Annotated in this window: 19 protein-coding genes; 13 read left to right on the top strand and 6 right to left on the bottom strand. The window is 61.1% G+C overall.

The features are described 5' to 3' along the window. Positions 1 to 242 precede the first annotated feature (242 nt). The 5 genes from V1292_RS16780 to V1292_RS16800 all read right to left on the bottom strand — a co-directional run bounded on the left by V1292_RS16780 (position 243) and on the right by V1292_RS16800 (position 5,481). Positions 243 to 1,388, bottom strand: coding sequence for a mandelate racemase/muconate lactonizing enzyme family protein (locus V1292_RS16780; protein ID WP_334373831.1), 1,146 nt, complete (start codon positions 1,386 to 1,388; stop codon positions 243 to 245). Between the two features lie 33 nt (positions 1,389 to 1,421). Further along, positions 1,422 to 2,411 carry a Bug family tripartite tricarboxylate transporter substrate binding protein gene (locus V1292_RS16785; protein ID WP_334373832.1) on the bottom strand — a complete coding sequence of 330 codons (990 nt, stop codon included), beginning with the start codon at positions 2,409 to 2,411 and terminating at the stop codon, positions 1,422 to 1,424. 22 nt (positions 2,412 to 2,433) lie between these two features. Then, positions 2,434 to 3,711 (bottom strand): lipase family protein, encoded by a 1,278-nt coding sequence (locus tag V1292_RS16790; RefSeq protein ID WP_334373833.1) that lies wholly within the window; start codon positions 3,709 to 3,711, stop codon positions 2,434 to 2,436. Positions 3,712 to 3,815: 104 nt separating this feature from the next. Continuing rightward, positions 3,816 to 4,799, bottom strand: coding sequence for a Bug family tripartite tricarboxylate transporter substrate binding protein (locus tag V1292_RS16795; protein ID WP_334373834.1), 984 nt, complete (start codon positions 4,797 to 4,799; stop codon positions 3,816 to 3,818). Then, positions 4,765 to 5,481, bottom strand: a complete 717-nt coding sequence (locus tag V1292_RS16800) for an HD domain-containing protein (protein ID WP_334373835.1) — start codon at positions 5,479 to 5,481, stop codon at positions 4,765 to 4,767. Before V1292_RS16800 ends, V1292_RS16795 begins: the two co-directional genes overlap by 35 nt. Before the next feature lie 94 nt (positions 5,482 to 5,575). On the opposite strand from V1292_RS16800, the gene V1292_RS16805 reads away from it, so the two are divergent. From V1292_RS16805 to dinB, 4 genes are all read left to right on the top strand, one after another. Then, entirely contained in the window at positions 5,576 to 6,472 is an 897-nt protein-coding gene (locus V1292_RS16805) for a LysR substrate-binding domain-containing protein (protein WP_334373836.1), read from the top strand. Positions 6,473 to 7,116: 644 nt separating this feature from the next. Next, positions 7,117 to 7,368: a helix-turn-helix domain-containing protein gene (locus V1292_RS16810; protein WP_334373838.1), complete on the top strand. Its 252-nt coding sequence runs from the start codon at positions 7,117 to 7,119 to the stop codon at positions 7,366 to 7,368. Continuing rightward, positions 7,368 to 8,606, top strand: a complete 1,239-nt coding sequence (locus tag V1292_RS16815; RefSeq protein ID WP_334373839.1) for a type II toxin-antitoxin system HipA family toxin — start codon at positions 7,368 to 7,370, stop codon at positions 8,604 to 8,606. Before V1292_RS16810 ends, V1292_RS16815 begins: the two co-directional genes overlap by 1 nt. 421 nt (positions 8,607 to 9,027) lie before the next feature. Beyond that, complete coding sequence (gene dinB / locus V1292_RS16820; RefSeq protein ID WP_334373840.1) at positions 9,028 to 10,275, top strand: DNA polymerase IV; 1,248 nt, start codon at positions 9,028 to 9,030, stop codon at positions 10,273 to 10,275. Between the two features lie 354 nt (positions 10,276 to 10,629). On the opposite strand, the gene V1292_RS16825 is transcribed toward dinB, so the two are convergent. After that, positions 10,630 to 11,460 (bottom strand): AraC family transcriptional regulator, encoded by an 831-nt coding sequence (locus V1292_RS16825; RefSeq protein WP_334373841.1) that lies wholly within the window; start codon positions 11,458 to 11,460, stop codon positions 10,630 to 10,632. Between the two features lie 112 nt (positions 11,461 to 11,572). Between V1292_RS16825 and soxC the strand changes: the two genes are divergently transcribed. From soxC to V1292_RS16870, 9 genes are all read left to right on the top strand, one after another. Next, complete coding sequence (soxC, locus tag V1292_RS16830; RefSeq protein ID WP_442895616.1) at positions 11,573 to 12,814, top strand: sulfite dehydrogenase; 1,242 nt, start codon at positions 11,573 to 11,575, stop codon at positions 12,812 to 12,814. Further along, entirely contained in the window at positions 12,786 to 13,367 is a 582-nt protein-coding gene (locus V1292_RS16835; protein ID WP_334377075.1) for a c-type cytochrome, read from the top strand. Before soxC ends, V1292_RS16835 begins: the two co-directional genes overlap by 29 nt. A 65-nt stretch (positions 13,368 to 13,432) precedes the next feature. Further along, positions 13,433 to 14,653, top strand: coding sequence for an MFS transporter (locus V1292_RS16840; RefSeq protein ID WP_334373843.1), 1,221 nt, complete (start codon positions 13,433 to 13,435; stop codon positions 14,651 to 14,653). Positions 14,654 to 14,736: 83 nt separating this feature from the next. After that, complete coding sequence (locus V1292_RS16845) at positions 14,737 to 15,612, top strand: glycine reductase (protein WP_334373844.1); 876 nt, start codon at positions 14,737 to 14,739, stop codon at positions 15,610 to 15,612. Between the two features lie 56 nt (positions 15,613 to 15,668). After that, entirely contained in the window at positions 15,669 to 16,919 is a 1,251-nt protein-coding gene (locus V1292_RS16850) for a tetratricopeptide repeat protein (RefSeq protein ID WP_334373845.1), read from the top strand. Positions 16,920 to 16,987: 68 nt separating this feature from the next. Further along, positions 16,988 to 17,521, top strand: coding sequence for an alcohol dehydrogenase catalytic domain-containing protein (locus V1292_RS16855; protein ID WP_334373846.1), 534 nt, complete (start codon positions 16,988 to 16,990; stop codon positions 17,519 to 17,521). Continuing rightward, positions 17,500 to 18,177: a cupin domain-containing protein gene (locus V1292_RS16860; RefSeq protein ID WP_334373847.1), complete on the top strand. Its 678-nt coding sequence runs from the start codon at positions 17,500 to 17,502 to the stop codon at positions 18,175 to 18,177. Before V1292_RS16855 ends, V1292_RS16860 begins: the two co-directional genes overlap by 22 nt. A 275-nt stretch (positions 18,178 to 18,452) precedes the next feature. Beyond that, a complete protein-coding gene (locus V1292_RS16865) occupies positions 18,453 to 19,652 on the top strand; it encodes an adenylate/guanylate cyclase domain-containing protein (protein WP_334373848.1) in 1,200 nt (399 codons plus the stop codon). Between the two features lie 464 nt (positions 19,653 to 20,116). After that, positions 20,117 to 22,417: an MHYT domain-containing protein gene (locus V1292_RS16870; protein ID WP_334373849.1), complete on the top strand. Its 2,301-nt coding sequence runs from the start codon at positions 20,117 to 20,119 to the stop codon at positions 22,415 to 22,417. Positions 22,418 to 22,894 lie beyond the last annotated feature (477 nt).

The raw sequence follows: 22,894 nt of genomic DNA on the forward strand, positions 1-22,894 counted from the left end.
GACTCGACCGCCGATCGCATGGCGGCACATTATCTCCAGACACGGCACGACAGTCGTGAGCAGTAGGAATTGGGGGCTTCCAACCTGGCCTGCTGGAGCATCCTCTGAACGAGATCGGATCGTCGTTCGCGATGAGGAGAAGCGTCTGCCGGCGGACACATCGCGCCGGGCAGATCGTTGTGACGCGACTGCGGAGAGCATATTGCGCTCGGAATAAACGTTCCAGAGGCCGCGCATCTTTCCTAAAGATGCTCCGACCAGGAGTCAGTGATCCATGGCTCAAGCTGTTCGGGCTGCAAGTCCAGCCCCGTGCCGGGACCATCCGGAACCGCGAGCATGCCGTGCCCGTTAACTGATGGTGTGCCGGCAAGGCGCAGAAGCGGGTTGTCCATCATGTCGTACTCCACGAATGGATACGCGGCGCAAGCTCCGCCGCGGCGCGGTTCAAGCACAGCCGACATTTGAAGCGAGGCGTGGAAGTTTACGGCCGTGCCAAACACATGGGGCATGATGGGCAGGTCATAGGCTTGCGCGAGCGCCCAAACTTGACGAAAGCCGCTGTAGCCTCCGCATATCGAAAGGTCGGGTTGAAGGATATCAAAGGTGCCTGCGGCAAGAAAATCACGAAAGGCGCGCACGCTTCCGAGTGCTTCTCCGCCAGCGGTGGCGATCGTCGTGGCGCGCGCAAAGGATTGATAGCCCGGGATGTCTTCCGGCTGAACCGGCTCTTCGATCCAGAGCAGGTCGGCGCCTTCCATGAACTTTGCCGCGCGGATGGCGGCCGCTGCAGTATAGCCCTGGTTGATGTCGACCATGATGCCGATGTCGGGGCCAACCTGCCTGCGGAGCGCGTTTGCCATGATGCCATCGGCTCTCGGCTCAACGCCGCCCCGGGGTTTGATGGCCTTGAAGTTCAGCGCAAGATACTGGTCGACCTCGCGCTGATATTCCCTGTAGGGATCAGGCTGCGTTCGCACGAATGGTCCGCTCGCGTAAGCAAACACTTCGTTGCGTACCGCCCCGCCCAACAGCGTCGCCACGCTGATATCATGCATTTGCGCGGCAAGCTCGTGCAAGGCGATATCGATAGCCGATATCGCCATCATCGCCGCGCCGCGCCGATCATAACCGATCGCGCCGCACATCGATTGAAAGTGGCGGCCATACTCGGCGGGCGATTTCCCCAGGATCAGTTTGGCCAACCGAGCGCGGATAAAGGCGCCGGCGGCGTGAGGGGAATTGCCGGCCTCGCCCCAGCCGGCGAGGCCGCTATCCGTGCATATCTGGACAAGCAACGCGTCCCGTTTCCGGAACAGGTTGAGTGCGTTTCCCATCGGCTCGGCTAGCGGGAAGCTAAGATTGAAGCCACGGAGTTCAGTAATCTTCATGACAGCTCACTGGGTGTATGTGAGGGACAGAGGTCAGCCCGGCTGAATATTCCCCTTCTCGACGATGCGGGTCCATTTTGCGACTTCGTCATCAATGCGCGCCGCAAACTCCGACGGCGAGCTGCCAACAGAAACAAAACCAAGTTCCGTCACCTTGGACCGGAGTGGCTCGCTCCTGAAGGCCTTGCCGGCGACCTCGCCAAGCTTGTCGATGATGGGAGGCGGCAGCGCCGCCGGGCCGACCATGCCAAAGATCGGCATGGCGTCGACGGCCGGCAGACCGGCCTCTGCCATTGTGGGTACGTCGGGCAACTGTGCGACGCGGTCGCCTCCCGTAACTGCCAGCGCGCGAACCAGGCCCTGACGTACCTGCTGTGCAATCGCTGCGACGGTGCCGAACGTCATTTGTACCTGGCCACCAATCAGATCGGTGATGGCCGGCCCGCCTCCGCGATACGGCACATGAAGAATGTCGATCTCCGCTGCCTGTCGCAGTTGCTCTCCGGCCAGATGAATCGCGGTTCCAAGCCCGGCGGAGGCGAAGTTGATCTTGCCGGGCTGAGCTTTGGCGAGCGTGACAAATTCCTGCAGGCTGCTAGCGGCCACAGAAGGATGCACGACAAGAACGAGAGGCGAGGTCGCCAAGAGCGAGATCGGCGCAAAGTCCTTCTTGGTGTTGTAAGGAAGCTTGGTGCGAAACAGGCCGGGATTGATGACAAACGCGCTATCGACAACGCCGATGGTCTCGCCTTCAGCAGAGGCGGCCGCGATCGCCTGCGTACCGACCATGCTCGCGCCGCCGCCGCGATTATCGACGATGAAGGGGTGGCCCAGCGCACGCTCCAATTCCGGTGCAATCAGCCGCGCAATGATGTCGGAGGCGCCACCAGCGGCATACGGAACGATGATCTTTACAGGTCGTTGCGGGTAAGTCTGCGCTTCGGCTCGCCGCAGCAACGGCGAAACAGAGAGCGCAGCCGCCAGTCCTGAGCCGACGATGGTTCTTCGCGTCAATGAGCGCATTGTTCTTCTCCGTGGCCAGCCATCAATCGTTGAATTTGAAACCGGGTAGGGGCTCTCCCGGCGATCCCGGATCGGAAATCGAATCGCAATTGGACTGGATCGGGCTTCCAGCCAGGGCGGCCTGAACGAATGCAAGTTCGTCGGAGTAGGCTGCATGGACCGTTCCGTTGTGGGTCACGCCGGCATAGGTCTTCCAAACCACATTGCTGTTGGCGGCGCAGAGTGCTGCAACCGCAGCATATTGGCGTTGCGGCGGTATCAGCTTGTCGGCCAGACCTGTAGCGAGAAAGACCGGTACCGGCATTCGAACCGGACTCATTTCTATGACAGCGCCTAGACGATCCGCGATCTCTGGATCTTTCAGGCTGTTCGCCATGGTCAGGCCGTTGCTGCGAACGATTTGTCCAAGCTCTGCAGTGCATCCCTCCCGGGCCGCTTGCAGTAATGGCTTCCCCATTTCAGTAACTAGGTCGTCCGGCTTTATCGCGTCGTCCCGGAGAGCGCCGGCGATCATCATGAGAATGGTGTATTGCGGCGGAGATGAACGCGCCAAAGTCTGTTCGCTTGAAGCCTTCTTGGCCGCGTCGGGAAACCGGGAAACGATGCCGGTTGCGATCGATGCCTTGATATTGAGGTCGGGCGCGTAGGACGGCGCGAGACGTGTCGCTCCGAGCGAGGCGCCGGAGCCTTGCGACTGACCCGTAATGATGATGGCGTTGGCGATCTGCCCGTTCGAATGGCCGAGCGCCGCTCTTGCGGCATCGAGCAACGAGCGTCCCTCTGCTTCCCAATTGAGATAAGGATGTGGGCCGGGGCCGCCGAGACCCTGGTAGTCGGTCGCAACGACAGCAAAACCTTGTTCCAGCCAATTGTTGATGTACGCGCCATCGCGGGGCCGATGCCTGCTCCAGGATGGGGCGCACCTGTCGGAGACGCCGAGCGTGCCGTGCGCCCACGCAACAAGCGGCCATCCGCCTTGCGGCGCGGGTCGCTTCGGAAGATAGAGCGTGCCGCTGATCGGAATGATGCCGGACCGCCACCTTGCATCTGTCGAAGTGTAGAGAATTCTTCTGGCGGTCGCGGCCGCAACGATCTCGGGCTGATCTTGTATTCCTTCTTCGCGCAGCATGAGACCCGGCTTCTCGGGCAAAGCGCCGGTCCAACGGTAGAACGGCGACAAGTCCTGGTCACCAACGGTGGGCCCCTGGGGCAGTGAGTCGGCTGCGGCGTACGATGCGCCCGGATGAGGCGAGGCGCAGAGAGCGAGTGCCATGACGCCGATCCTTGCGAGTGCTTTCATTGCCTGCTTCCTCCTTTTGGCGCAGCTCGTGAGGCTGCACTCCTTTTGTACGCCGTCGCGTTGCTCGCTGCGGCGCTAAACCCTGCGTACCCGTCGATTGGGAGCTATTCCACCTGCAGTCCGATCCGGCGGACGACATCTCCCCACTTGTCCGATTCCGTCTTGAGCAGCGCAGCGGCTTGAGCCGGGCTTGTCGGACGCGGGTCGAGGCCGACCTTGGTGAACTGGCCGACCGCGTCGGGCTCCTGCAGCAGGGCATTGAGTGCGGCGTTGATCTTGGCGACGACGCCGTCCGGCATGGCTGCCGGGCCGTAGAGCGCGAACCACGTCTCGACCTGATAGTTGGGCAAGCCTGCCTCGGCCGAACTCGGCACGTCCGGCAGCAGCGGCGTACGCTGCCGCGATGGGACGACCAGGGGCCGCAATTTCCCGTCGGCGATGTAGGGCGCCGAGTTGCTGACTGTGTCGACCATCACCTGCAGCCGTCCGCCGAGCACGTCAGTCAGCGCCGGTCCATTGCCGCTATAGGGAACGTGCAGCATCTCGAACCCCGCCATGTTCTTCAGCAGCTCGCCGGCGAGATGCAGAATCACGCCCGTTGCCGAACCGTAGGCGAGCTTGGTCGGGTTGGCCTTGCCGTAGGCGATGAGTTCCTGCAGGTTGTTGGCAGGCACGCCCGGATTGACCGAGACCACCAGAGGCCCGGTGCCGATCAGCCCCAGCGAACTGAAGTCGTTGATCCCGTCATAGGGTGCGAGCTTGCGCAGATGCGGGTTCACCGCATGGGTGGATACGCCGCCCAGCAGCAGCGTGTAGCCGTCGGATGCCGACTTCGCGACGAATTGCGATCCAACAATCGCGCCCGCGCCCGGCCGGTTCTCGATGACGATCGACTGCCCCAGCCGGTCGCGCATGCGCTCCGCGATGAAGCGCGCGACAACGTCGCTGCTCCCGCCGGCTGCATAGGGCACGATCAGCTTGATGATGCGGTTGGGGTAATCGCTCTGTGCGCGGGCAAGCCACGGGGTTGCGAGTGCGCCGAGCAGGCCGAGGCTAGCTCGCCGCGTCAGCCCTTTCGCCGTTGTCATCCTGTCCCTCCCGGTTCTTCGCCGTTCGCAAGCCGCGCGGCGTTATTTTTCGCCCTTCGAGCATGCCCGCCGTTTCCGCCCTTAGCAGGCCGAAACCGCCCGCAATCGACCACCACATGTGGTCGGCGCGATGGACGATCAGGCATTCGAGGCTGCGCTGCATCAGGTCGCCCTCGTAGGAATGGCCGAGTGCGATGTGCGCGATCTCCTCGGGTAACCCGACTGCGATACAGACATGGGCGCCGTACACCGGGTGGCGCAGCGCGGGCGAACCGGCCTGCGATTTATCCGCTTCCCATCGCTTGCGGTTGGCGGGATCGAACTCCCAGGCTTTGCCGACATCGTGCAGCAGCGCGCCTGCCAGCACGATGTCGCGGTTGACCGCGGCTTCGGGGAATTCCTGCGCAAACTCGTCTGCAATCGCCATCGCGATTCGGGCTACGCTGCGCAGATGTGTCGCCTGGCTGCCGCGCTTCAGCGCGAAGACCCCGGGCGTCGCCTCTCCGGGAATGGCGGTAACGCGCGGAAAATCCGTTTCCGCCAATGCATAGGCCCAAGCCTCGATCGCCTTGTGGCGCAGTTCTGCATTATGGATCTGCGCAAGTTCCGGCAGATCCTCGAGCACCGTCGCGCGCAGCGCATCCGTGACGGGGCGGGGTAGGCGTCGGTCAAGGAAATGCATGGACAACCATCATTCGTCTCAAACGGATGTTGCCGCCGCCCACAACATAGTTTCAAATGCCGATTTGGTCATAGTTCATGCCTTGGAGTTATATATGGCGATCACCGTGCGGGAGATGGACGTGTTCCGCTGCGTGATGCAATCGGGCTCGGTGACCAGCGCGGCCATCACTTTGAACATTTCCCAACCGGCGGTCAGCCGTATGCTGCAACAGGCGGAGGAACGTCTCGGTTTCAGGCTGTTCGAGCGCGAGAAGAAGCGGCTGAAGCCGACGACCGAGGCGCAGTCGCTTTTCGCGGAAGTCATGAATGTGTTCGCGGCGATCGAGCATACCCAGCGATTGGCGGTTGAGCTTCGCGGCGGTCGGGCGGGCCTCCTGACGATTGCGATCGTGACCGGGTTCGGTCACACCATTGTGCCGCAAGCGGTTCGGCGCTTTCGCGCTGAACGGCCAGACGTCTCCGTTGTCATTCAAACGTTGACCGGGCCAGAGGTAGTCACCCGCGTCGCCCAAGGGCGAGCTGATCTCGGCCTGACTGTCGGCCCGATTGGGGATCCGTCGCTTGACAGCACAATTCTCTGCACGACCAAGCTCGGCTGCGTGCTGCCGGTCGGTCACCGGCTTGCAGCCAAGGCTGCATTGAGCGCGTCTGATCTTGCGGACGAGCCAGTGATTTGTCCGGGCCCGCATTTGTCGATCGGGGCCGCGATCGTCATTGCCTTTGCCGAGGCCAATCTACGCCTGCGCATAGCCATCGAGGCGTCGCAGTCGAATATCGCCTGCGAGTTGGTACGTGCCGGTGCCGGCATCGCGATACTGGACGGCCTCGGCCTGCTCAGTGCGCGAACCAATGACCTCGTCACGCGTCCATTCGCACCGCGCCTGCAAAGTGTCGCACGGTTGCTGAAAGGCACAAAACGGCCAGCTTCTCGTCTGGTGGAAGAGTTTGCCAGCGTCGTTCAGAGGGTGACAGCCGAGAGCGGCTTGTAACGAAGCAGAATCTCATCTGGTTGACGGAAGTGATTGCATCGCAATCTCAATCACAGAAGCTTTCGCAATCTTGCTCTGAGTGGCGCGCCAGCGAGGCTACAACGACTGCGAACCGAAGCTAAATTCTCCAATCTTCGGTTCGCGGTAGGCGCGATAACAAACTCGCGCGATAGGCTAGTCTATTTTCCCACCCGCTGCAGCCTGCAGTGCTATCTCGGCCCTCGGAATACACCTGATTTATAGAATCCCAGATGGCCATTGGGTGTCCTTCGTCGGTGTCGTTGACCTCTTCCCGCACGAACGGCGAGGGGTGAACTCCTTCGTCGGCATCGCGACGGTCGCCATGCGGCGCCGCTTGTCGATGACGACGGTTGCCACTGTGAAGGCTTGGGCAGCACGGAGTTTCGAAAGCGTCCGTCGCAGGCGACATCGGTCGGTTGCTTGAAATGTTCTTTATTTGTTCTGGCTAGCCAATGTCGTCGCTGCTGATATCTTGCCAGCGCTGGATTTGCCTATTAAAAGAGGCATTTCTGTCAATATTTGATAAAACAACTCTTATATGAGGCATTGCATTGAGCGGTACTGGCTATTATAGTGGGCATATATAGTTGGAATCGGCAGATTGACTATTATAGGATGCAAGTATGGACCTTGTCGAACTGGGGGAGCGTGTGAAGGCGGCCCGTAAATCCAAGGGATGGTCGCAGACCAAGCTGGCACAAGCAGCCGGCATCAGCCGCGCACGCCTGGAGGCGCTTGAGAATGCACGCCTTGCGGAAATGGGAATCAAACATCTGCTTCGCATCTTGAATGCGTTGGATCTCGACCTGCGGTTGACGCAGTTTAATCGCGGTCGCCCGACACTTGAGGATCTGGCAGCGGAGGAGGCTCGCTAATGCTCCGCGTCTGGACTGACCGGCAGTCCGCCGGACATTTGGACCGCCATGGACCGCGTGGGACAGCCTTCGTCTACGAGCCGAAAGTGGCAGCCGAACGTGCAGTCTCGATCACCATGCCGGTGCGAACAGCATCTTGGAATACGCAACATGGTCTCGCGCCGATATTCGACATGAATCTCCCGGAGGGGGCGCTCCGAGCATACCTCATGCGAAGTTTTGCCAAGGCGGCCGGAACATTTGATGATCTCGATTTGCTGGCAGTCGTTGGACGAACCCAGATCGGGCGCATTCGTTACTCCGATCTCGATGCAGAACTGAATGAGGACGTTCCATTCCAATCGATCGACGAGATCCTCAGCGCAAAGCGCGGTGGCGAGTTGTTCGCTTATCTGCTTGAGAAGTTCGCGGTCCATTCAGGGCTTTCGGGCATCCAGCCCAAGGTGATGATCCGCGCTGTCGAGGACGCGGGAAGTGCGGGTGATCGCCAGTCTCAGAGCTTCCGCAGCGCTACGCACATCGTAAAGTTCTGGGACCCGAACGAAAATCCCGAGCTGGCTGCCAACGAACATTTCTGCCTGTCGGCCGCAAAGGCTATAGGATTGACCGTTCCGGATTTCCAGCTTTCGGACAGCGGTGCCGCCATCGTTGTGAAGCGCTTCGATCTGCGGCTTGATGGCATTTATCTGGGCTACGAGGACTTTTGTGTCCTCAACGGTGTGCCCACTACCGAGAAATACAACGGTGGCTACGAAACGCGCTTATTCAAGCGTGCCCGCGAATTCATTGATCCGGCCGGACAGCGCAACGCGCTAGAGGATCTATTCAAGCTGTTTGTCCTCAATTGTGCACTTCGCAATGGTGACGCACATCTTAAAAACTTCGGTGTCATCTATGAAGATGTGAACGGTCCTGCACGTCTTGCGCCGGTCTATGATCTCGTCAGCACGGTGCCCTATTTGCCGAAGGACGGCATGGCGCTTACATTGAATGGCTCGACCGACTGGCCGGACCGCAAAGCGTTGGTGCGTCTTGGTCAAACCCGCTGCGATCTTTCCCTGCAGGCGATCAATAAGATCATTGAGCAGGCCGCGGACGTTCTGGCGAAGTTGGCACCGGAGGTAACGAAGTATTTCAGCGAGAATTCTGCTCATCGCGAGATCGGAGATAAACTTCTGGCGGCTTGGCAGACCGGCATTCGCGAGAGTCTTGGCTTTTCGAGTGACGTACTCGGATAGCAAGACGCTTTGCGACGTCGGCGCAGATGCGGCACCGTCTCAGGGCGTATGCTGCTACAGGCGACCGTGGTTTCTTCCATGGAGCCCGGATGACATTGAATCGAACCATGCCACTCTCGTTGGTTCGTTCGCGTGCAGCATGCAGCAGTGGCTCGGCGCCCGCGCAAAACCTCTAGAAGCAGGTTTTGCTGAGCATGGGTATTGTGCCTCCGCGCTACATCGGCTTGGCAACAGCGTAAGCATGCCAGCACCGGTGCTCCGCGCGTGGTTGGCAAACAGGATCGCAGGGGAGCCCAGGCTGGAAGGCAACTTTCCTTGCAGCCTCCAGGGAAATGTCTATCCCGGCTTGACAAGCGTCCATGCGCGTTCTCATTATGTTCTCATGAAGATTTCCGTCAGATCTCGCGGGTGAACGGTCGCGATGGCTACGACAGCCACGATCCTTCATGCAGACCTGGACGCCTTTTATGCCTCGGTTGAGCAGCTGCTCGACCCTTCGTTACGCGGTAGACCCATCGCGGTCGGTGGCGGGGTTGTGCTTGCCGCTTCTTACGAAGCCAAGGCCTTCGGGGTTCGTAGCGGCATGCCGGGACGGCAGGCACGTGAGCTATGTCCACAACTCATCTTTGTCAGCGGCCATTTCAAGGACTACCAACGGCTGGGCGACGCCGCCATCAAGGTGATCGGCGATTTCACACCCCTCGTCGAGCGGATTTCCATCGACGAGGCCTTTGCCGACGTTGCGGGCTGCACCCATCTTTTCGGTGCACCTGCTGAAATTGCGGCGGCAATCCGCCGGCGCGTACGCACCGAGCTTGGCCTGCCGATCTCAGTGGGTGTCGCGCGCACCAAGCATCTGGCGAAAATCGCTTCGCAGGTGGCCAAGCCAGACGGGCTTGTGGTTGTCGATCCCGACACCGAACTGGAATTCCTTCACGAACTAACCGTCGAACTGATGTGGGGAGTGGGTCCGGTCACGAAGGCGCGGTTGGCCGAGATCGGCGTGTTGACCATCGGGCAGTTGGCCAAGACACCAGGATGGTCGCTCGAACGGTTGCTCGGTCCCGCGACAGGCGAGAAACTCGCGGCGCTGGCGTGGAATCGCGATCCGCGGCAACTCAAGCCTCATCGCCGGGCCCGATCGGCCGGGGCGCAGTCAGCGATTGGCAGAAAGCCGGCCGAAGAGCAGGTTATTCGACCCACCCTGCTTCACCTTGCGGACCGCATCGCCGCGCGGCTCCGGGCGAAGTCCAGGCCCGGCCGAACCGTGACGGTCCGCGTTCGCTTCGCCGACCTGCACTCGGTCACGCGCTCGGTAACGCTCGGTGCGCCGATCTCCGCGACCGTGATGCTCGCTGGACTTGCCGAGGAACTGGTGCGCGCGGTCCTCGCAGATCACCCGGACGAGAAGATCATCTCGCTGTTGGCGATCTCCGTATCGCATCTCGAGGAGAACTGGGATTTGGAGCTGGAGCTTCCGCTCGGACTTGAAGATGAAGCGCGCCGTCCCGGCAGCAGGCTAGGCATGGCCCGTTGGACGGCAGACTGTGCTGTCGACAAGATCCGCGATCGCTTCGGATGGGATGCGATCGGATACGGCTCGGCAACGCTGGGTGTTTCGCGTTCGGTGCCTGACGAATTTCGTAAACTCGCCGAAAAGAATTTGTAGCCTCCGCCGGCACCTGGATCACGCGCTGGATCGGCGAAGTGTTTCCTGCGCGGCAACGCGCCGATAGGCGGCGAGGCCTACTGTTTCGGTCTTGCGCTCGGACTCGCGGCTGTTTCCCCTGGTGCCGCAGCTTTACCGCCTGCGCTTCGCCGTATCGCTCGGCTTCAGTCATCAGCGCGCGGTATTGTCGCCCATGCACGGCCGTGGACTTGAAATGTTGCCAAAGCCGAAGCGCGTCGCTCCCCCGCTACTCAATCCCACTATTTTCTCCGCTGAACTAGGATTTTCCACGAATCCCTACGACTGAAGGTGGCGTCTTCGGCAGATGGGCGCTCAAGTCCGGATCTATGCCTTTTATGAAGTCGCTCGGCCAACTGCGTGGCTTAAATTGCGTCTATATTGGAGGGGACTAACGCTCATTTCCGTGCGGAACATGAATATGAAGGCTGAGGTCGATGCATACCCGAGACGCAACGCAATCTCCGTGATCGGGAGTTCGCTGCCCAACAATTCAATCGCCTTGAACAGGCGGACACGCTGACGCCAGGCGCGCAAGCTCATGCCCACTTCGCGTTCAAAATGCCGGGTCAGAGTTCGTGCAGACATCCCAATCTCGCGCCCCCATTTGTCAGCGTGACGAGGATTGGCTGGATCGGCATAGAGGGCTTCACAAAGTGCAAGCAGAGCCGGGTGGGTGGGCCATGGCAGTGCTCCTGCGATGGGAGTTGCCCGTAGCAACTGATCAAGGATGAGTGCGGTAACGCGGTCGGCATAGTGACGATCTTCCTTCTTAAGCGAGGCCGCCTCTACGATGAGTGCCTGAAGAAGAGAAGACACATGAATGACCGTTGTCCCGGACGTCATGCCTTGGCTTGCTTCATCGGCTACCCACAGGCTTCGGAATTCCGCGCCCATGAGGGAGCCGACCGAGTGCTTCGTGCCGGTCGGCAGCCAGACGGCTTGTTCCGGAGAAATGACGACACTCCTTCCTTCGGCGCTGACGGTGAGCGCGCCTGAAATCGCGTAGACAAGCTGATTCCAGGTGTGACTGTGTTCGGCGAAGTAGCTTCTCGCGGGAAGCGACTGCACCCGAACGATCAAAGGCTTCGGCGATCCAAGGCCCTGCGGGGCATCGACCGTCTTCCAGCCAGCGTTCCTGGGTGATCTGTGACGTTTCATCGACATAAATTGGCATTCTGTAGAAGGAAAGGCCAGCGATTTCTCCCTACTCTGAGATCAGCGATCGCGTGCGGTTGTGGCGGTGAGGTTGACGCGCCAGAAGGCCAGGGAGAGACAGATGAGCGTCAGTCGGCGGGGAATCTTGGTGTCGGGAGCGGCTCTCGCAATCGGCGGCTTGTCCTCAACGAAATCCGGTGAGGCTTTGGCAGGCACTGTCCCGCCAGACGTCCCCGAATGGATGCGTGAACAGGGTAGGCCGATCCTGTCGCCGGCCTACGGACTGCCGTCGAAATTCGAGAAGGAGGTTGTGCGACGCATTCGGGAGCCTCGCGCCACCGACACCGAGGCCTTCAGCGTCACGCCGTTGCAGAACCTCCACGGCATCATCACCCCGAATGGGCTGGTGTTCGAACGTCATCATGCCGGGGTGCCCGAGATCGCGCCCGATCAGCATCGCTTGCTGATCCACGGCCTGGTGGACCGGCCGCTGGTCCTGACGATGGACGATCTCCTTCGGTTTCCTGCGGTCACCCGTATTCACTTCCTGGAGTGCTCCGGCAACAGCTCCACCGAATGGAGAAAGTCCGGCTACCATTCTGTCCAGCGCACGCACGGGCTGTTGTCCTGTTGCGAATGGACCGGGGTACCGCTCTCGACGATCTTGGGAGAGGTCGGACTGAAGCCGGATGCCAAATGGATCCTGGCCGAGGGCGCCGATTCGGCCGCCATGACGCGCAGCGTGCCGATTGAAAAAGCGCTCGACGACGCGCTGCTCGTCTATGCGCAGAACGGCGAGATGCTCCGGCCGGAGCAGGGCTATCCCGTTCGGCTGTTCCTTCCCGGCTTCGAGGGAAACATGTCGGTCAAATGGCTGCGGCGCCTGAAGATCGGCGATCGTCCGTGGCACACGCGAGAAGAGACCGCGCGCTACACCAACCTGCTTGCGAACGGCAAGGCGTATCAATTCGCATTCGAGATGGACGTAAAGTCCGTCGTGACCTTCCCGAACGCGGATCGCAGCTTCAAGGCCCCCGGGTTCTACGAAATCTCTGGAATCGCCTGGTCGGGACGCGGCCACGTCACGCGTGTCGACGTTTCGGTCGATGGCGGCGCCACATGGCGGCGGGCCACGCTGCAGGAGCCCGTTCTCAACAAGTGTCTGACTCGCTTTCGGCTGGCATTCGACTGGCAGGGCCAGCCTCTGGAGATCCAGAGCAGAGCCTACGACGACAAGGGCTGGATGCAGCCCACCCGTTCGAGCCTGATCGCCGCGCGGGGAACGAATCCCCGGTACCACTTTAACGCAATTCAAGGCTGGAAGATTGCCGCTGATGGAGGCGTCACCAATGCGAGCACTTAGCGCCTCCGTTGTTGTTGCCCTGGTCTTCTTCGCCGGTTCTGCGCTCGCGCAGCAAGCGCGGCTCGGCCTCGGCACGCCGGCTACGCTCGAACAGATCCGCGGCTGGGACATCGACGTGCGCCCGGACGGCGCCGGGTTGCCGCCAGGGAAGGGGACCGTCGAGCAAGGCGAAAAGGTCTATGCCGAGCAATGCGCCGCCTGTCATGGCGAGAAGGGACAGAATCCGGCGAAGGGCTTCGACCGACTTGTGGGGGGCAAAGGAACGCTGGCGACGCCAAAGCCCGTTCAGACGGTTGGCAGCTACTGGCCCTACGCAACAACGATTTTCGACTACGTTAATCGGGCCATGCCATTCACGGCGCCGAACACGTTGACGGCGGACGAAGTCTATTCGGTCGTGGCCTACCTGCTCTACGTCAACGACATCGTACCGCGGCAAGCGATCATGGATGCGCAGGAATTGAAGAAGGTGAAGATGCCCAACGCGGAAGGCTTCATTGCCGATGGGCGACCCGACACCGAGGACTTGAAATGCAAGGCGGATTGCAAATAGCCGGATCTACGCCGATGCCGAGCTTAACCGCGGGGCATCTCATTGACTGGCGGAGCAGTCGCAGCATGAACTTCAATTTTCCCGCTCTCAACCATGAGGCGGCGACGGCCGTTCGTCGAGAGCGCAGCAATGTCGTAAGGCTTGCTGTGGCTCAGGCCCTCGCGGGCGCCAATTCTACGGTCGTCTACGCAACCGGGGCTGTTGTTGGCGACATGCTGGCGCCCACCAAGACGCTGGCGACACTGCCGGTTTCCGTTTTTGTCGTCGGCATGGCCCTCTGCACACTACCGGCGGGCGCCGTCACCGAACGGTATGGCCGGCGTACAACATTCCTGCTCGGTGCAGGCAGCGGCATCCTCGCGGGCCTGATCGCGTTTCTTGCGGTCCTCCGAGCGTCGTTTCCGCTGTTCTGCACGGCGACTTTCTTCGGGGGCGTCTACGCCGCAGTGGTGCTCTCCTTCCGCTTTGCTGCTGCCGATTGCGCAGCGCCGGAACGGCGGCCCCGTGCTCTTTCCGCTGTGATGGCCGGCGGTGTATTCGCTGGTGTGATTGGCCCACAACTTGTGACGCACACCATGAACCTGTGGGGGCCTTACCTCTTTGCTGCGACGTTTCTTGGCCAAGCGGCGGTTGCGGCCTTCTCCGTAGTCATCCTGGCGGGCGTTCAGCTTCCTCCGCCAACTGCAGCTCACCAAAGCGGTGGAAGGCCGCTCGCTATGATTGCCCGCCAGCCGCGTTTTATCCTGGCAGTGATCTGTGGGATTGTCTCCTACCTGCTCATGAATTTCATCATGACGGCAGCTCCGCTGGCGATGAAGTTCTGCGGGTTGTCCCAGGAGTCAGCCAATCTTGGTCTGCAGTGGCACGTCATCGCGATGTACGCTCCTAGCTTTTGGACAGGACGCCTTATCGCGCGGTTCGGGTCATCCGCTGTCGTCGCCGTCGGGCTGACGCTCATCGCTGCCTCGTCGTCGGTGGGTCTGCTCGGCATCGACGTCGCGCATTTCTGGGCGACGCTGATCTTGCTCGGGATCGGTTGGAATTTCGGCTTCATCGGTGCTTCGGCGATGGTTCTGGAGTGCCATCGTCCCGAGGAAAAGGCGCGGGTCCAATCGCTCAATGACTTCGTGGTCTTTGGCACGATGACGGTCGGTTCATTCCTCTCCGGCGGGCTGCTGTCGTCCTTCGGCTGGTCGACTGTCCTGGTTCTGTCGTTCGTACCACTGCTGATCGCGTTGTTGGCGCTAATTGGCTTTTCGTATCGAGCCAACGTACAGCAAACCTAACCAGCATGGCGCTTGCAGCCTTGCCGATACAAAGGTCTTTGAGCCAGCCGGCTTGAGCGAGAAACGTTTCGAGGAGATGCGACATGAACGAAGCGGAGGCCCCAGTTCCATATATGGAGCGAACGCGCCACTATTACCGTGCTCTCGGTTACGCCGACGACTATGTCTGGGCGGCCTTTGATGATGTCCCCTTCACCCGGCCTGCCAAGCCAGTGTCGGACCTGCGTGTCGCGCTGATCACTACGGCTAGTCCGCTGGATTTCGATGGCGTGAAGCGGGTCTGGTCAGGTGCCGTTTCGCCGCCGCCGGAGAAGCTGCTTACCGACAATGTTGCGTGGGACAAGGAGTCGACCCACACCGATGACCGGGCCAGCTTTTTGCCGATAGAAGCCGCTTTCGAATTAATCGCCAAAGGAGTCATCGCCGGACTGACCCCGCGCTTTCACGGTGTGCCGACAGAATACAGCCAGCGAAAAACAAAGACCACTGATGCGCCTGAGATCCTGGCGCGCGTTCGACAAGATGGAGCGGATGCTGTAATCCTTTGCCCGCTTTGCCCCGTTTGTCACCAGACCGTGAGCCTGGTGGCTCGTCATCTCGAAGCGAGTGGAATCCCGACCGTCATTATCGGTTCGGCGCTGGACGTTGTGGAGCATTGCGGCGTTCCGCGATTCTATTTCACGGATTTTCCGCTGGGTAATCCGTGTGGGCATCCTTGGCGACCCGACATGCAGCGCGAGATCCTGCGCCAGGCGCTTGCCCTTTTTGAGACAGCGGAGGCGCCGCGAACGACTGTCAAGTCGCCATTTGCCTGGAAGGAAGAGGGGGGCGTTTGGCGGGCTCGATACGGTCGGGTCGACCCAACTGATCGAGAGCGGCTGCTCAAACTGGGCGACGAGCGGCGCCGTAAGCAGGCAAGAGCCAAGCAGGCGGCTGCCGATAGAGCATCATCCGAATGACTGCGAACTCGAAGGGACATTCCGTGAGCGTTCTTGAGGACCGATACGGGAACCGGTTGAGCACCAGCTCCAGCAACGCCCGCGACGCTTATGTGGTCGGCGTTGACAAGCTGCTGTCGGCCGGCTGGGACATTGATCAAGCCTTCCGTGAGGCGATCGCGTCCGATGAAAACTTTGCCCTTGCGCACATCGCGCTTGCGCGGAGCTTGCAGGTTCTCGGTCGGGGCCACGAAGCAAAAGATCCGCTCAAACGCGCGTTGGCGCTCGCCCCAGCTACGACAGCGCGCGAGCAAAGTCATATTGCGATCTTTGCCAGGATCCTGGGCGGTCGAGGCGCTGAAGCTGTTTCGATGATCGCCGAGCACATCAAGGATTGGCCACGCGACGCCATGGTGCTGGCGCCGGCCACCGGTGTGTTCGGTTTGATCGGCTTCTCGGGCAAGGCCGGGCGCGAGGTTGAGCAGCTAGCACTGCTGGAGCCGCTTGCCACGCACTATGGCGATGACTGGTGGTTTCGAACGGTACTCGCGTTTGCCGAAATCGAGCTGCATAAGCTCGATAGTGGTTTTAAGAACATCGAGGCCGCACTTCGCGGTTTTGCTCGCAACGCACACGCTGCGCATATCAAGGCCCACCTGTTCTACGAGAAGGGGCAGCGCGAAGAAGGGCTCGCCTATCTGGACCAATGGAATGCCACCTACCCACGAGAGGGGCAACTGCATTGCCATATAAGCTGGCATCTTGCCCTCTGGTCGTTGGAGACCGGAAGGCGGGATCAGGCATGGAAGGTCTATCGCGAAGCGCTGCATCCCGGCGGTTCGTGGGGCCCGCAGATCAATGTCCTCACCGACTGCGCTTCGTTCCTTGCGCGGGCCGAGATGGCAGGTGAGCCGCGATCTCCGGAATTGTGGAGAGAAATCAGCCAGTATGCGGCGAGGTGGTTTCCCAATTCAGGGATCATCTTTGCCGATATGCACAGTGCACTTGCCTTTGCAATGGCTGATGATACGGAGGCGCTTGCGAGAATCGTCGAGAACCCAAAGGGACCCGCTGCGGACATTCTGGTACCCATCGCGCGCGGCTTCGACGGTTTAGCGAGGGGCGACTGGACGCGGGCCGTCGATGAACTAAAGCCCGTTTTGCAGGCCCATGAAAGGGTAGGAGGTAGCCGCGCCCAGCGCGACCTCTTGGAATATTCCGTGACCTGCGCCTTGCTGCGCAGTGGTCGCGCCGACGAAGCGCGGCGCCTGATCGCTTCACGACGACCTCAGAATGCGGCGAGCGGCCTTCCGCTCGCCGGAATCTAAACCCGACCACTGCAGCTTTCCTGCGAGGAGAATTCCTGGAGGGGCGAGAAATTGAAAGAGGCGGCAACATGAAGCGATCCTATCGCGTCGCGCAGGTCTCAAAACCCGGCACGCTCGAAATTGCGGAACGCGAGACGCCGTCGCCAGGCGCGGGAGAGGTGCTGATCTCGGTTGAAGCCTGCGGGGTATGCGGCGCGGACGCTGCCGACATAGACCGGGCTGATCCCGCGCTGCGACCGCGGCGCGTCCCTGGTCACGAAGTGGTGGGTCGGATCGCAACGCTCGGCGCCGGAACGCCATCGATATGGAAGATCGGTCAAAGGGTTGGTGTTGGAAGGCTTGGCGGGCATTGCAACGAATGCGTCCAGTGCCGCCGGGGTGAATTTCAGCTCTGTCTCAATCAGCCGGTCGTCGGATCGTCTTGCGATGGCGGTTACGCGGAGATGATGAACGCCCGCGCGACCGGGCTCGTTTCAGTTCCGGATGAATTGAGCTTCGAAGAGGCCGCACCACTGCTTTGCACGGATGAAGTCCGGCCAAGCCAACTTCAGAATGGTGTTGACCATGAGGGAGGAGCGAAATGCGCATCAATGATGATCTGACGATTCCGGTGATAGTCCATGCCGCGCAGCTTCCATGGACATCAAGCCCGGCGGCCGGCGTCGACCGGCGTATGCTGTTTCGCATCGGCGACGAGGTGGCGCGCGCCACCTCGATCGTGCGATACGCACCGCGCAGCGCGTTCCCCCGCCATACGCACGGGGGCGGCGAGGAGATCGTCGTTCTCGACGGCGTCTTCCAGGACGAACACGGCGATTACCCGGCGGGCAGCTACTTCCGCAACCCGCCCGGGACTTCGCACGTTCCCGCATCGAAGGACGGTTGCACGATCTTCGTCCGCCTTTGGCAATTCCGGGAGAGCGATGACGACCAGATCGTACGACGGCCCGCGGAAGGTCGTCCGCTCGAGCCGAGATCGGGGGCGGCGAGCGCGATCGAATTGTTCGACGACGCATTCGAGAACGTACGTTTCGAGAGCTGGATGCCGGGCAAGGCGATCATGGTCGAGAACGCACGCGGGCTCGAAATGCTTGTTCTCGCGGGGAGCCTGTCGATCGGCGACCAGATGCTGACCTCGCAAAGCTGGGTCCGCTTGCCGGTCGGACAAGCGCTGCGCGCCGTCTCCGGTCCGGAAGGCGCGAAGGTCTGGGTGAAGGAGGCTCCCCTGCTTCATCCGGACGTCTGCCGACTGCCTTGAAGCGATTAGACCGAAGGAAAATTCAGAAGGCTCATTGATTTTGCTCATCTATTCAGCGGACTTTGATTCCGCCATTCGGTTCGATCCCTCCCGCCCCAGCCAGGGCTCAAAACGCCAGTCCGGCACGACCGCGGCGCCCTCTCGTGCCGGGTGCGCGGCAACTCGCCGGCAACCCGATGCGCACAAGCAGATTGCGGCGGACTCCGTTGACGACGCCGCGCAGGGACACGACATATCCTGTGCCGTCGATCCAGGTCACCGCTCGGGAGCAAGATATGAACGCGCCGCCAAAAATCGATCCCGTTACCGCGCGTTCTGACCGGGACGTGCTGCACTGGCTGACAAACGACACACGCGATGAGCGCTTCATTGACAATATTTTCGCTGAGATGTGTATCCGGGTCCAGCGAGCAGGCATTCCCGTCAAGCGGGCGTCGCTTCATATCCTGATCCACCATCCGCAATGGCTTGGCGCACGGATCATGTGGGCCGACGGGATGCGCGAGGCGGAGATTGCGAGGGTCGACTACGACGTCAGGGAGCGATCCGAGTACATCGGCAGTCCCGCCAACGAAGTCCATGACGGTGCCACCGAGGTGCGCGAGAATCTCGAACGGGACCCGTCACTGGGCCGCAAGCATGCCGTCTTTGACGAGATGCGGGCGAAAGGCCTGACCGACTATGTGGCGTGGCCGCTATGCCATACGCTCGGCAAGCGGCATATCGTGACCTTTGCAACCGACCGGCCAGGAGGTTTCGACGACGCGCATATCGCCAGCCTGTTGGAACTGTTGCCGGTTCTGGCGCTGGTCAGCGAAATCCGTGTCAAGAACCGGCTGGCGCGAACGCTGCTCGAAACCTATGTCGGGTCGCATGCCAGCGAGCTCATTCTAGCCGGCGCCACCAGGCGCGGCAGCGGGACGACGGTACGCGCCGCCATCATGATCTGCGATCTGCGTGATTTCACCAGGATCTCCGACAACTGGCCGCGCGATGACGTCATTGATCTTCTGAACGGCTATTTCGATGCGATGTCGGAGCCGATTGCGCGACATGGCGGGGAAATACTGAAATTCATCGGCGACGGTCTGCTTGCCATTTTTCCGCTCAGCCAGTCGTCGGCCTGCGCAAATCTGCTGCATGCCGTGGCTGAAGCCCGTCAGGCCATGCTTGTCCTCAACGAAAAAAATAGCGAAACCGGTCGTGAGCCGCTGAATTACGGCATCGGCGTCCACGTCGGAGACGTCATGTACGGCAATATCGGGTCGCGCAGCCGGCTCGACTTCACGGTCATCGGTCCTGCGGTCAACATGGCTTCGCGTCTCGAAGCGCTCACCAAACAGTTGGGAAAAACGGTGCTGCTGTCCCGCGCGTTCGCTGATTTCGTCGAAAACGATTTCGATCTCGAACGCGTCGGCGAATATCCGGTGCGCGGCTTCAACGACCCAATCGAGCTGTTTGCGTATCACGGCTGAACGACGATCTATCGCCAGGTGCCGGGCCGCCCCACGGGACTCGTCAAGCGGCCATTGTAAGCGAATGTCGATCTCGGCGGTTGCTAATCCCGCGACGCCGCCGCCCAGACACTGAAAAGACAGTAGAGCCACAGCTTTAGAGCCACTGATTCGCGTGCTCAGGCCATTCAGCGCAGTCGCTCCCAGATGTTGCCGGGACCGATCCTCTGTGGAGGCAGCTTCTATTTGGAAACGGCTGCCAAGCTATCGAAATCGCTACGGGCCGTCTTGAGCTTTTTCCAAATGCGCCTTGAAATCATTGGATAATTTGGCTTATTTTGATTCCGCCATTCGGAAGTTCGATCTCTCCCGCCCCGGGGCAGGCGCTCTGCCGAATTCGGCACCCTCAATTGCCATTGGCGCGGGAACAATGCACGGCCGCAAGAACGGTGCTATTGAGATGCTTCCCTTGCGACATCAACGGAATGCATCACCATCCAGGCACCCATGACCCCGTTCTTGTCGCGCTGTCAGTCCTGATCGCCGCGCTTTCTTCCTATACCGCCCTGGATCTCGCGACTCGCATGCGGGCCGCTTCCGGCTCCGCCAGCCTGGGCTGGCTTGGGGCTGCGGCCGTCGCCATGGGTGGCGGCATCTGGTCCATGCATTTCGTCGCCATGCTGGCGTTCAGCCTGCCCGGCGTCGAAATTTCCTACGATCCGCTCCTCACGCTCCTCTCGCTCGCCCTTCCCATTTTGGTCGCTGCCGCCGCGTTCGTCGTCGTAAGTCAGCGGTCGAATGCGCTCGTCGTTTCCGGCATTGGAATGGGGCTCGCGATCTCCGGCATGCATTACACCGGCATGGGCGCCATGCGGATGGCGGCTTCGATCCACTACGATCCCCTCTGGGTTGTGCTTTCCATAGCTATTGCGATCGGCGCTTCCATCATTGCGCTGTGGCTGGCCTTTCGCACGACGAGCGTGCTCGAGCGCATATCGGCCGGCGCCGTCATGGGCCTGGCGATCTCCGGGATGCACTACGCGGCCATGCGGGGCTCCTCCTTCGTTGCCACGGATGCCATTCTTGGCCGCGCAGTCCACGGCGCGGTTGGGCAGGCGCCGCTCGCGTTCCTGGTCGCGGGCACCACGATCGTCGTCCTCGTCATCGGGCTCGCCGCGGCCGTGTACGACCGCGCCTCGGCAGAACGTGCCGATCGCGAAGCCGAGGCACTCAGGCGAAGCGAGGAGAAATTTCGTCTGCTGGTGGAGGGGGTGGCCGATCACGCCATCTTCATGCTCGATCCCGAAGGGCGGGTGGCGAACTGGAATCTCGGCGCGCGCCGGCTGATCGGCTACGGCGACGAGATCATAGGTACCCACTACGCCATCCTTCACACCGAGGAAGACCGCGCGTCCGGCGTTCCTGATGCCGAGCTTCACGACGCAAAGCGGGAAGGCAAGTCAGAAGGCGAGGGCTGGCGCGTCCGCAAGGACGGCAGCCGCTTCTGGGCCGAGGAGACGATACGCGTGGTGCAAAACGAGCGTGGCGAGGCAATCGGTTTCGCCAAGATCGTGCGCGACGTGACGGAACGGCGCCGAGCCCAGGAAGCGCTGGAGCGCACCCGCGACGCGCTCGTGATATCGCAGAAGATGGAGACTGTCGGACAGCTTACCGGCGGCGTCGCCCACGACTTCAACAACATACTTGCCGTGATCCTGGGCAGCCTCGAACTGGCGAAGAAGCGCCTCCAGCCGGAAGATCCCAGGATTCATCGGCTGCTCGATAACGCGATTCAAGGTGCGCTGCGCGGCGCCTCGCTGACCCAGCGCATGCTGGCGTTCGCGCGCAAGCAGGACCTCAAGCCCGTCGTCGTGGATGTCCCGGAGCTGGTGCGCGGAATGGCGGCTCTCCTGAAGTTTGATCCAGCCATCCGGGTCGAGACCCGTTTCCCGATCGAGCTTTCGAAGGTGAAGGTCGATGCCAACCAGCTCGAGCTCGCGATCCTCAACCTCGCCGTCAATGCGCGCGATGCGATCGCGGCAGGTGGCGGGGTCATCAGCATCGCTGCACGCGAAGAGCATGCCATCGATGGCCTTGCCGAGGGACGATACGTCGCGCTCTCGGTGAGCGACACCGGATGCGGCATGGACGAGGAGACGCTCAGGCATGCGCAGGAGCCGTTCTTTACGACCAAGGGCGTCGGCAAGGGGACCGGTCTCGGCCTCTCGATGGTGAAGGGATTGGCCGAGCAGTCCGGAGGCGTGTTGCTGCTGAAGAGTCGCATCGGTGAAGGGACCACGGCCGAGATCTGGCTGCCCGCCTCTCAGGACGAAAAGCTGCCGGCGCCCCATGCGGCGGAGCCGTTGCGCGCCACGCCGCGCAGCAGTCGCCCGCTTTCCGTGCTGGTCGTCGACGACGACCTTCTCGTCCTCGACAGTGTCGCTGCGATGCTCGACGATCTCGGTCACGCCGTGATCGAGGCGCGCTCCGGCGAGGAGGCAGTCCAGCTTCTGCGCCGAATGCCGAAGATTGACATCGTGGTGACCGATTACGCCATGCCGGGGATGAACGGGTTGCTGCTTGCCGAGGCAGTGGCCGCCGAGCGGCCGGGCACGCCCGTGGTGCTCTGCACAGGATATGCCGAACTGCTGGGCTCGGTGCAGCCTGATCTGCCGCGCATTTCCAAGCCTTTCGATCAGGCGGCGCTCTTGGCCGCCATTGATGAGGTGATGCGCGCACAGGCAGCTTCGCGCTCGGTTTTGACCTTGCACCCGAAGAGAGCCTGACGTTGATCGGTCTCATCGCGTCTCAGTGAGCCGCCGGAGCGGCGGCTCTTCAGAAAGTCTTGCCGTCTCGTTTGCCATTGATCCATCCTCTTGGCCTAGAGGATTGCGGATTCAATGCCGTCATTTGTGAGATGCTTCACAGACATCGCAGGCCCAGGTTTGATAAAGACCTCCGCGCGGCCTGTCCCGGTGTCGGACCAAAACATGGACATCCGCAAGGACGATCCTGGCGCAAAGCGGACATCGTGAAATGTCAGCTCTCTCAAGCGCAGATACCGTTGCAAGTGCAAATCGAACAAACCCAAGCGCCTGCCGCGCGGTCGATAGACTGTGCTGTGAAGGCTTTGCAGCGGGGGAGCGATCTCCCATAATACTGACCCAACAATGCTTAGTGAGTATTAGACGAGTGGTATTATAGTACGGGTGTTGGGGCAGGCGGCGGATCGCTTCATTCACCCCTCATTGCGAGGAGGTTTA

The organism is Bradyrhizobium sp. AZCC 1719, assembly GCF_036924525.1.
Lineage (GTDB): Bacteria > Pseudomonadota > Alphaproteobacteria > Rhizobiales > Xanthobacteraceae > Bradyrhizobium.

What these genes read in the sequence shown, in the direction of transcription:
- V1292_RS16780 (WP_334373831.1), bottom strand. Translation starts at nt 1,388, where the DNA reads ATGAAGATTACTGAACTCCGTGGCTTCAATCTTAGCTTCCCGCTAGCC.
- V1292_RS16785 (WP_334373832.1), bottom strand. Translation starts at nt 2,411, where the DNA reads ATGCGCTCATTGACGCGAAGAACCATCGTCGGCTCAGGACTGGCGGCT.
- V1292_RS16790 (WP_334373833.1), bottom strand. Translation starts at nt 3,711, where the DNA reads ATGAAAGCACTCGCAAGGATCGGCGTCATGGCACTCGCTCTCTGCGCC.
- V1292_RS16795 (WP_334373834.1), bottom strand. Translation starts at nt 4,799, where the DNA reads ATGACAACGGCGAAAGGGCTGACGCGGCGAGCTAGCCTCGGCCTGCTC.
- V1292_RS16800 (WP_334373835.1), bottom strand. Translation starts at nt 5,481, where the DNA reads ATGCATTTCCTTGACCGACGCCTACCCCGCCCCGTCACGGATGCGCTG.
- V1292_RS16805 (WP_334373836.1), top strand. Translation starts at nt 5,576, where the DNA reads ATGGCGATCACCGTGCGGGAGATGGACGTGTTCCGCTGCGTGATGCAA.
- V1292_RS16810 (WP_334373838.1), top strand. Translation starts at nt 7,117, where the DNA reads ATGGACCTTGTCGAACTGGGGGAGCGTGTGAAGGCGGCCCGTAAATCC.
- V1292_RS16815 (WP_334373839.1), top strand. Translation starts at nt 7,368, where the DNA reads ATGCTCCGCGTCTGGACTGACCGGCAGTCCGCCGGACATTTGGACCGC.
- dinB (WP_334373840.1), top strand. Translation starts at nt 9,028, where the DNA reads ATGGCTACGACAGCCACGATCCTTCATGCAGACCTGGACGCCTTTTAT.
- V1292_RS16825 (WP_334373841.1), bottom strand. Translation starts at nt 11,460, where the DNA reads ATGTCGATGAAACGTCACAGATCACCCAGGAACGCTGGCTGGAAGACG.
- soxC (WP_442895616.1), top strand. Translation starts at nt 11,573, where the DNA reads ATGAGCGTCAGTCGGCGGGGAATCTTGGTGTCGGGAGCGGCTCTCGCA.
- V1292_RS16835 (WP_334377075.1), top strand. Translation starts at nt 12,786, where the DNA reads ATGGAGGCGTCACCAATGCGAGCACTTAGCGCCTCCGTTGTTGTTGCC.
- V1292_RS16840 (WP_334373843.1), top strand. Translation starts at nt 13,433, where the DNA reads ATGAACTTCAATTTTCCCGCTCTCAACCATGAGGCGGCGACGGCCGTT.
- V1292_RS16845 (WP_334373844.1), top strand. Translation starts at nt 14,737, where the DNA reads ATGAACGAAGCGGAGGCCCCAGTTCCATATATGGAGCGAACGCGCCAC.
- V1292_RS16855 (WP_334373846.1), top strand. Translation starts at nt 16,988, where the DNA reads ATGAAGCGATCCTATCGCGTCGCGCAGGTCTCAAAACCCGGCACGCTC.
- V1292_RS16860 (WP_334373847.1), top strand. Translation starts at nt 17,500, where the DNA reads ATGCGCATCAATGATGATCTGACGATTCCGGTGATAGTCCATGCCGCG.
- V1292_RS16865 (WP_334373848.1), top strand. Translation starts at nt 18,453, where the DNA reads ATGAACGCGCCGCCAAAAATCGATCCCGTTACCGCGCGTTCTGACCGG.
- V1292_RS16870 (WP_334373849.1), top strand. Translation starts at nt 20,117, where the DNA reads ATGCATCACCATCCAGGCACCCATGACCCCGTTCTTGTCGCGCTGTCA.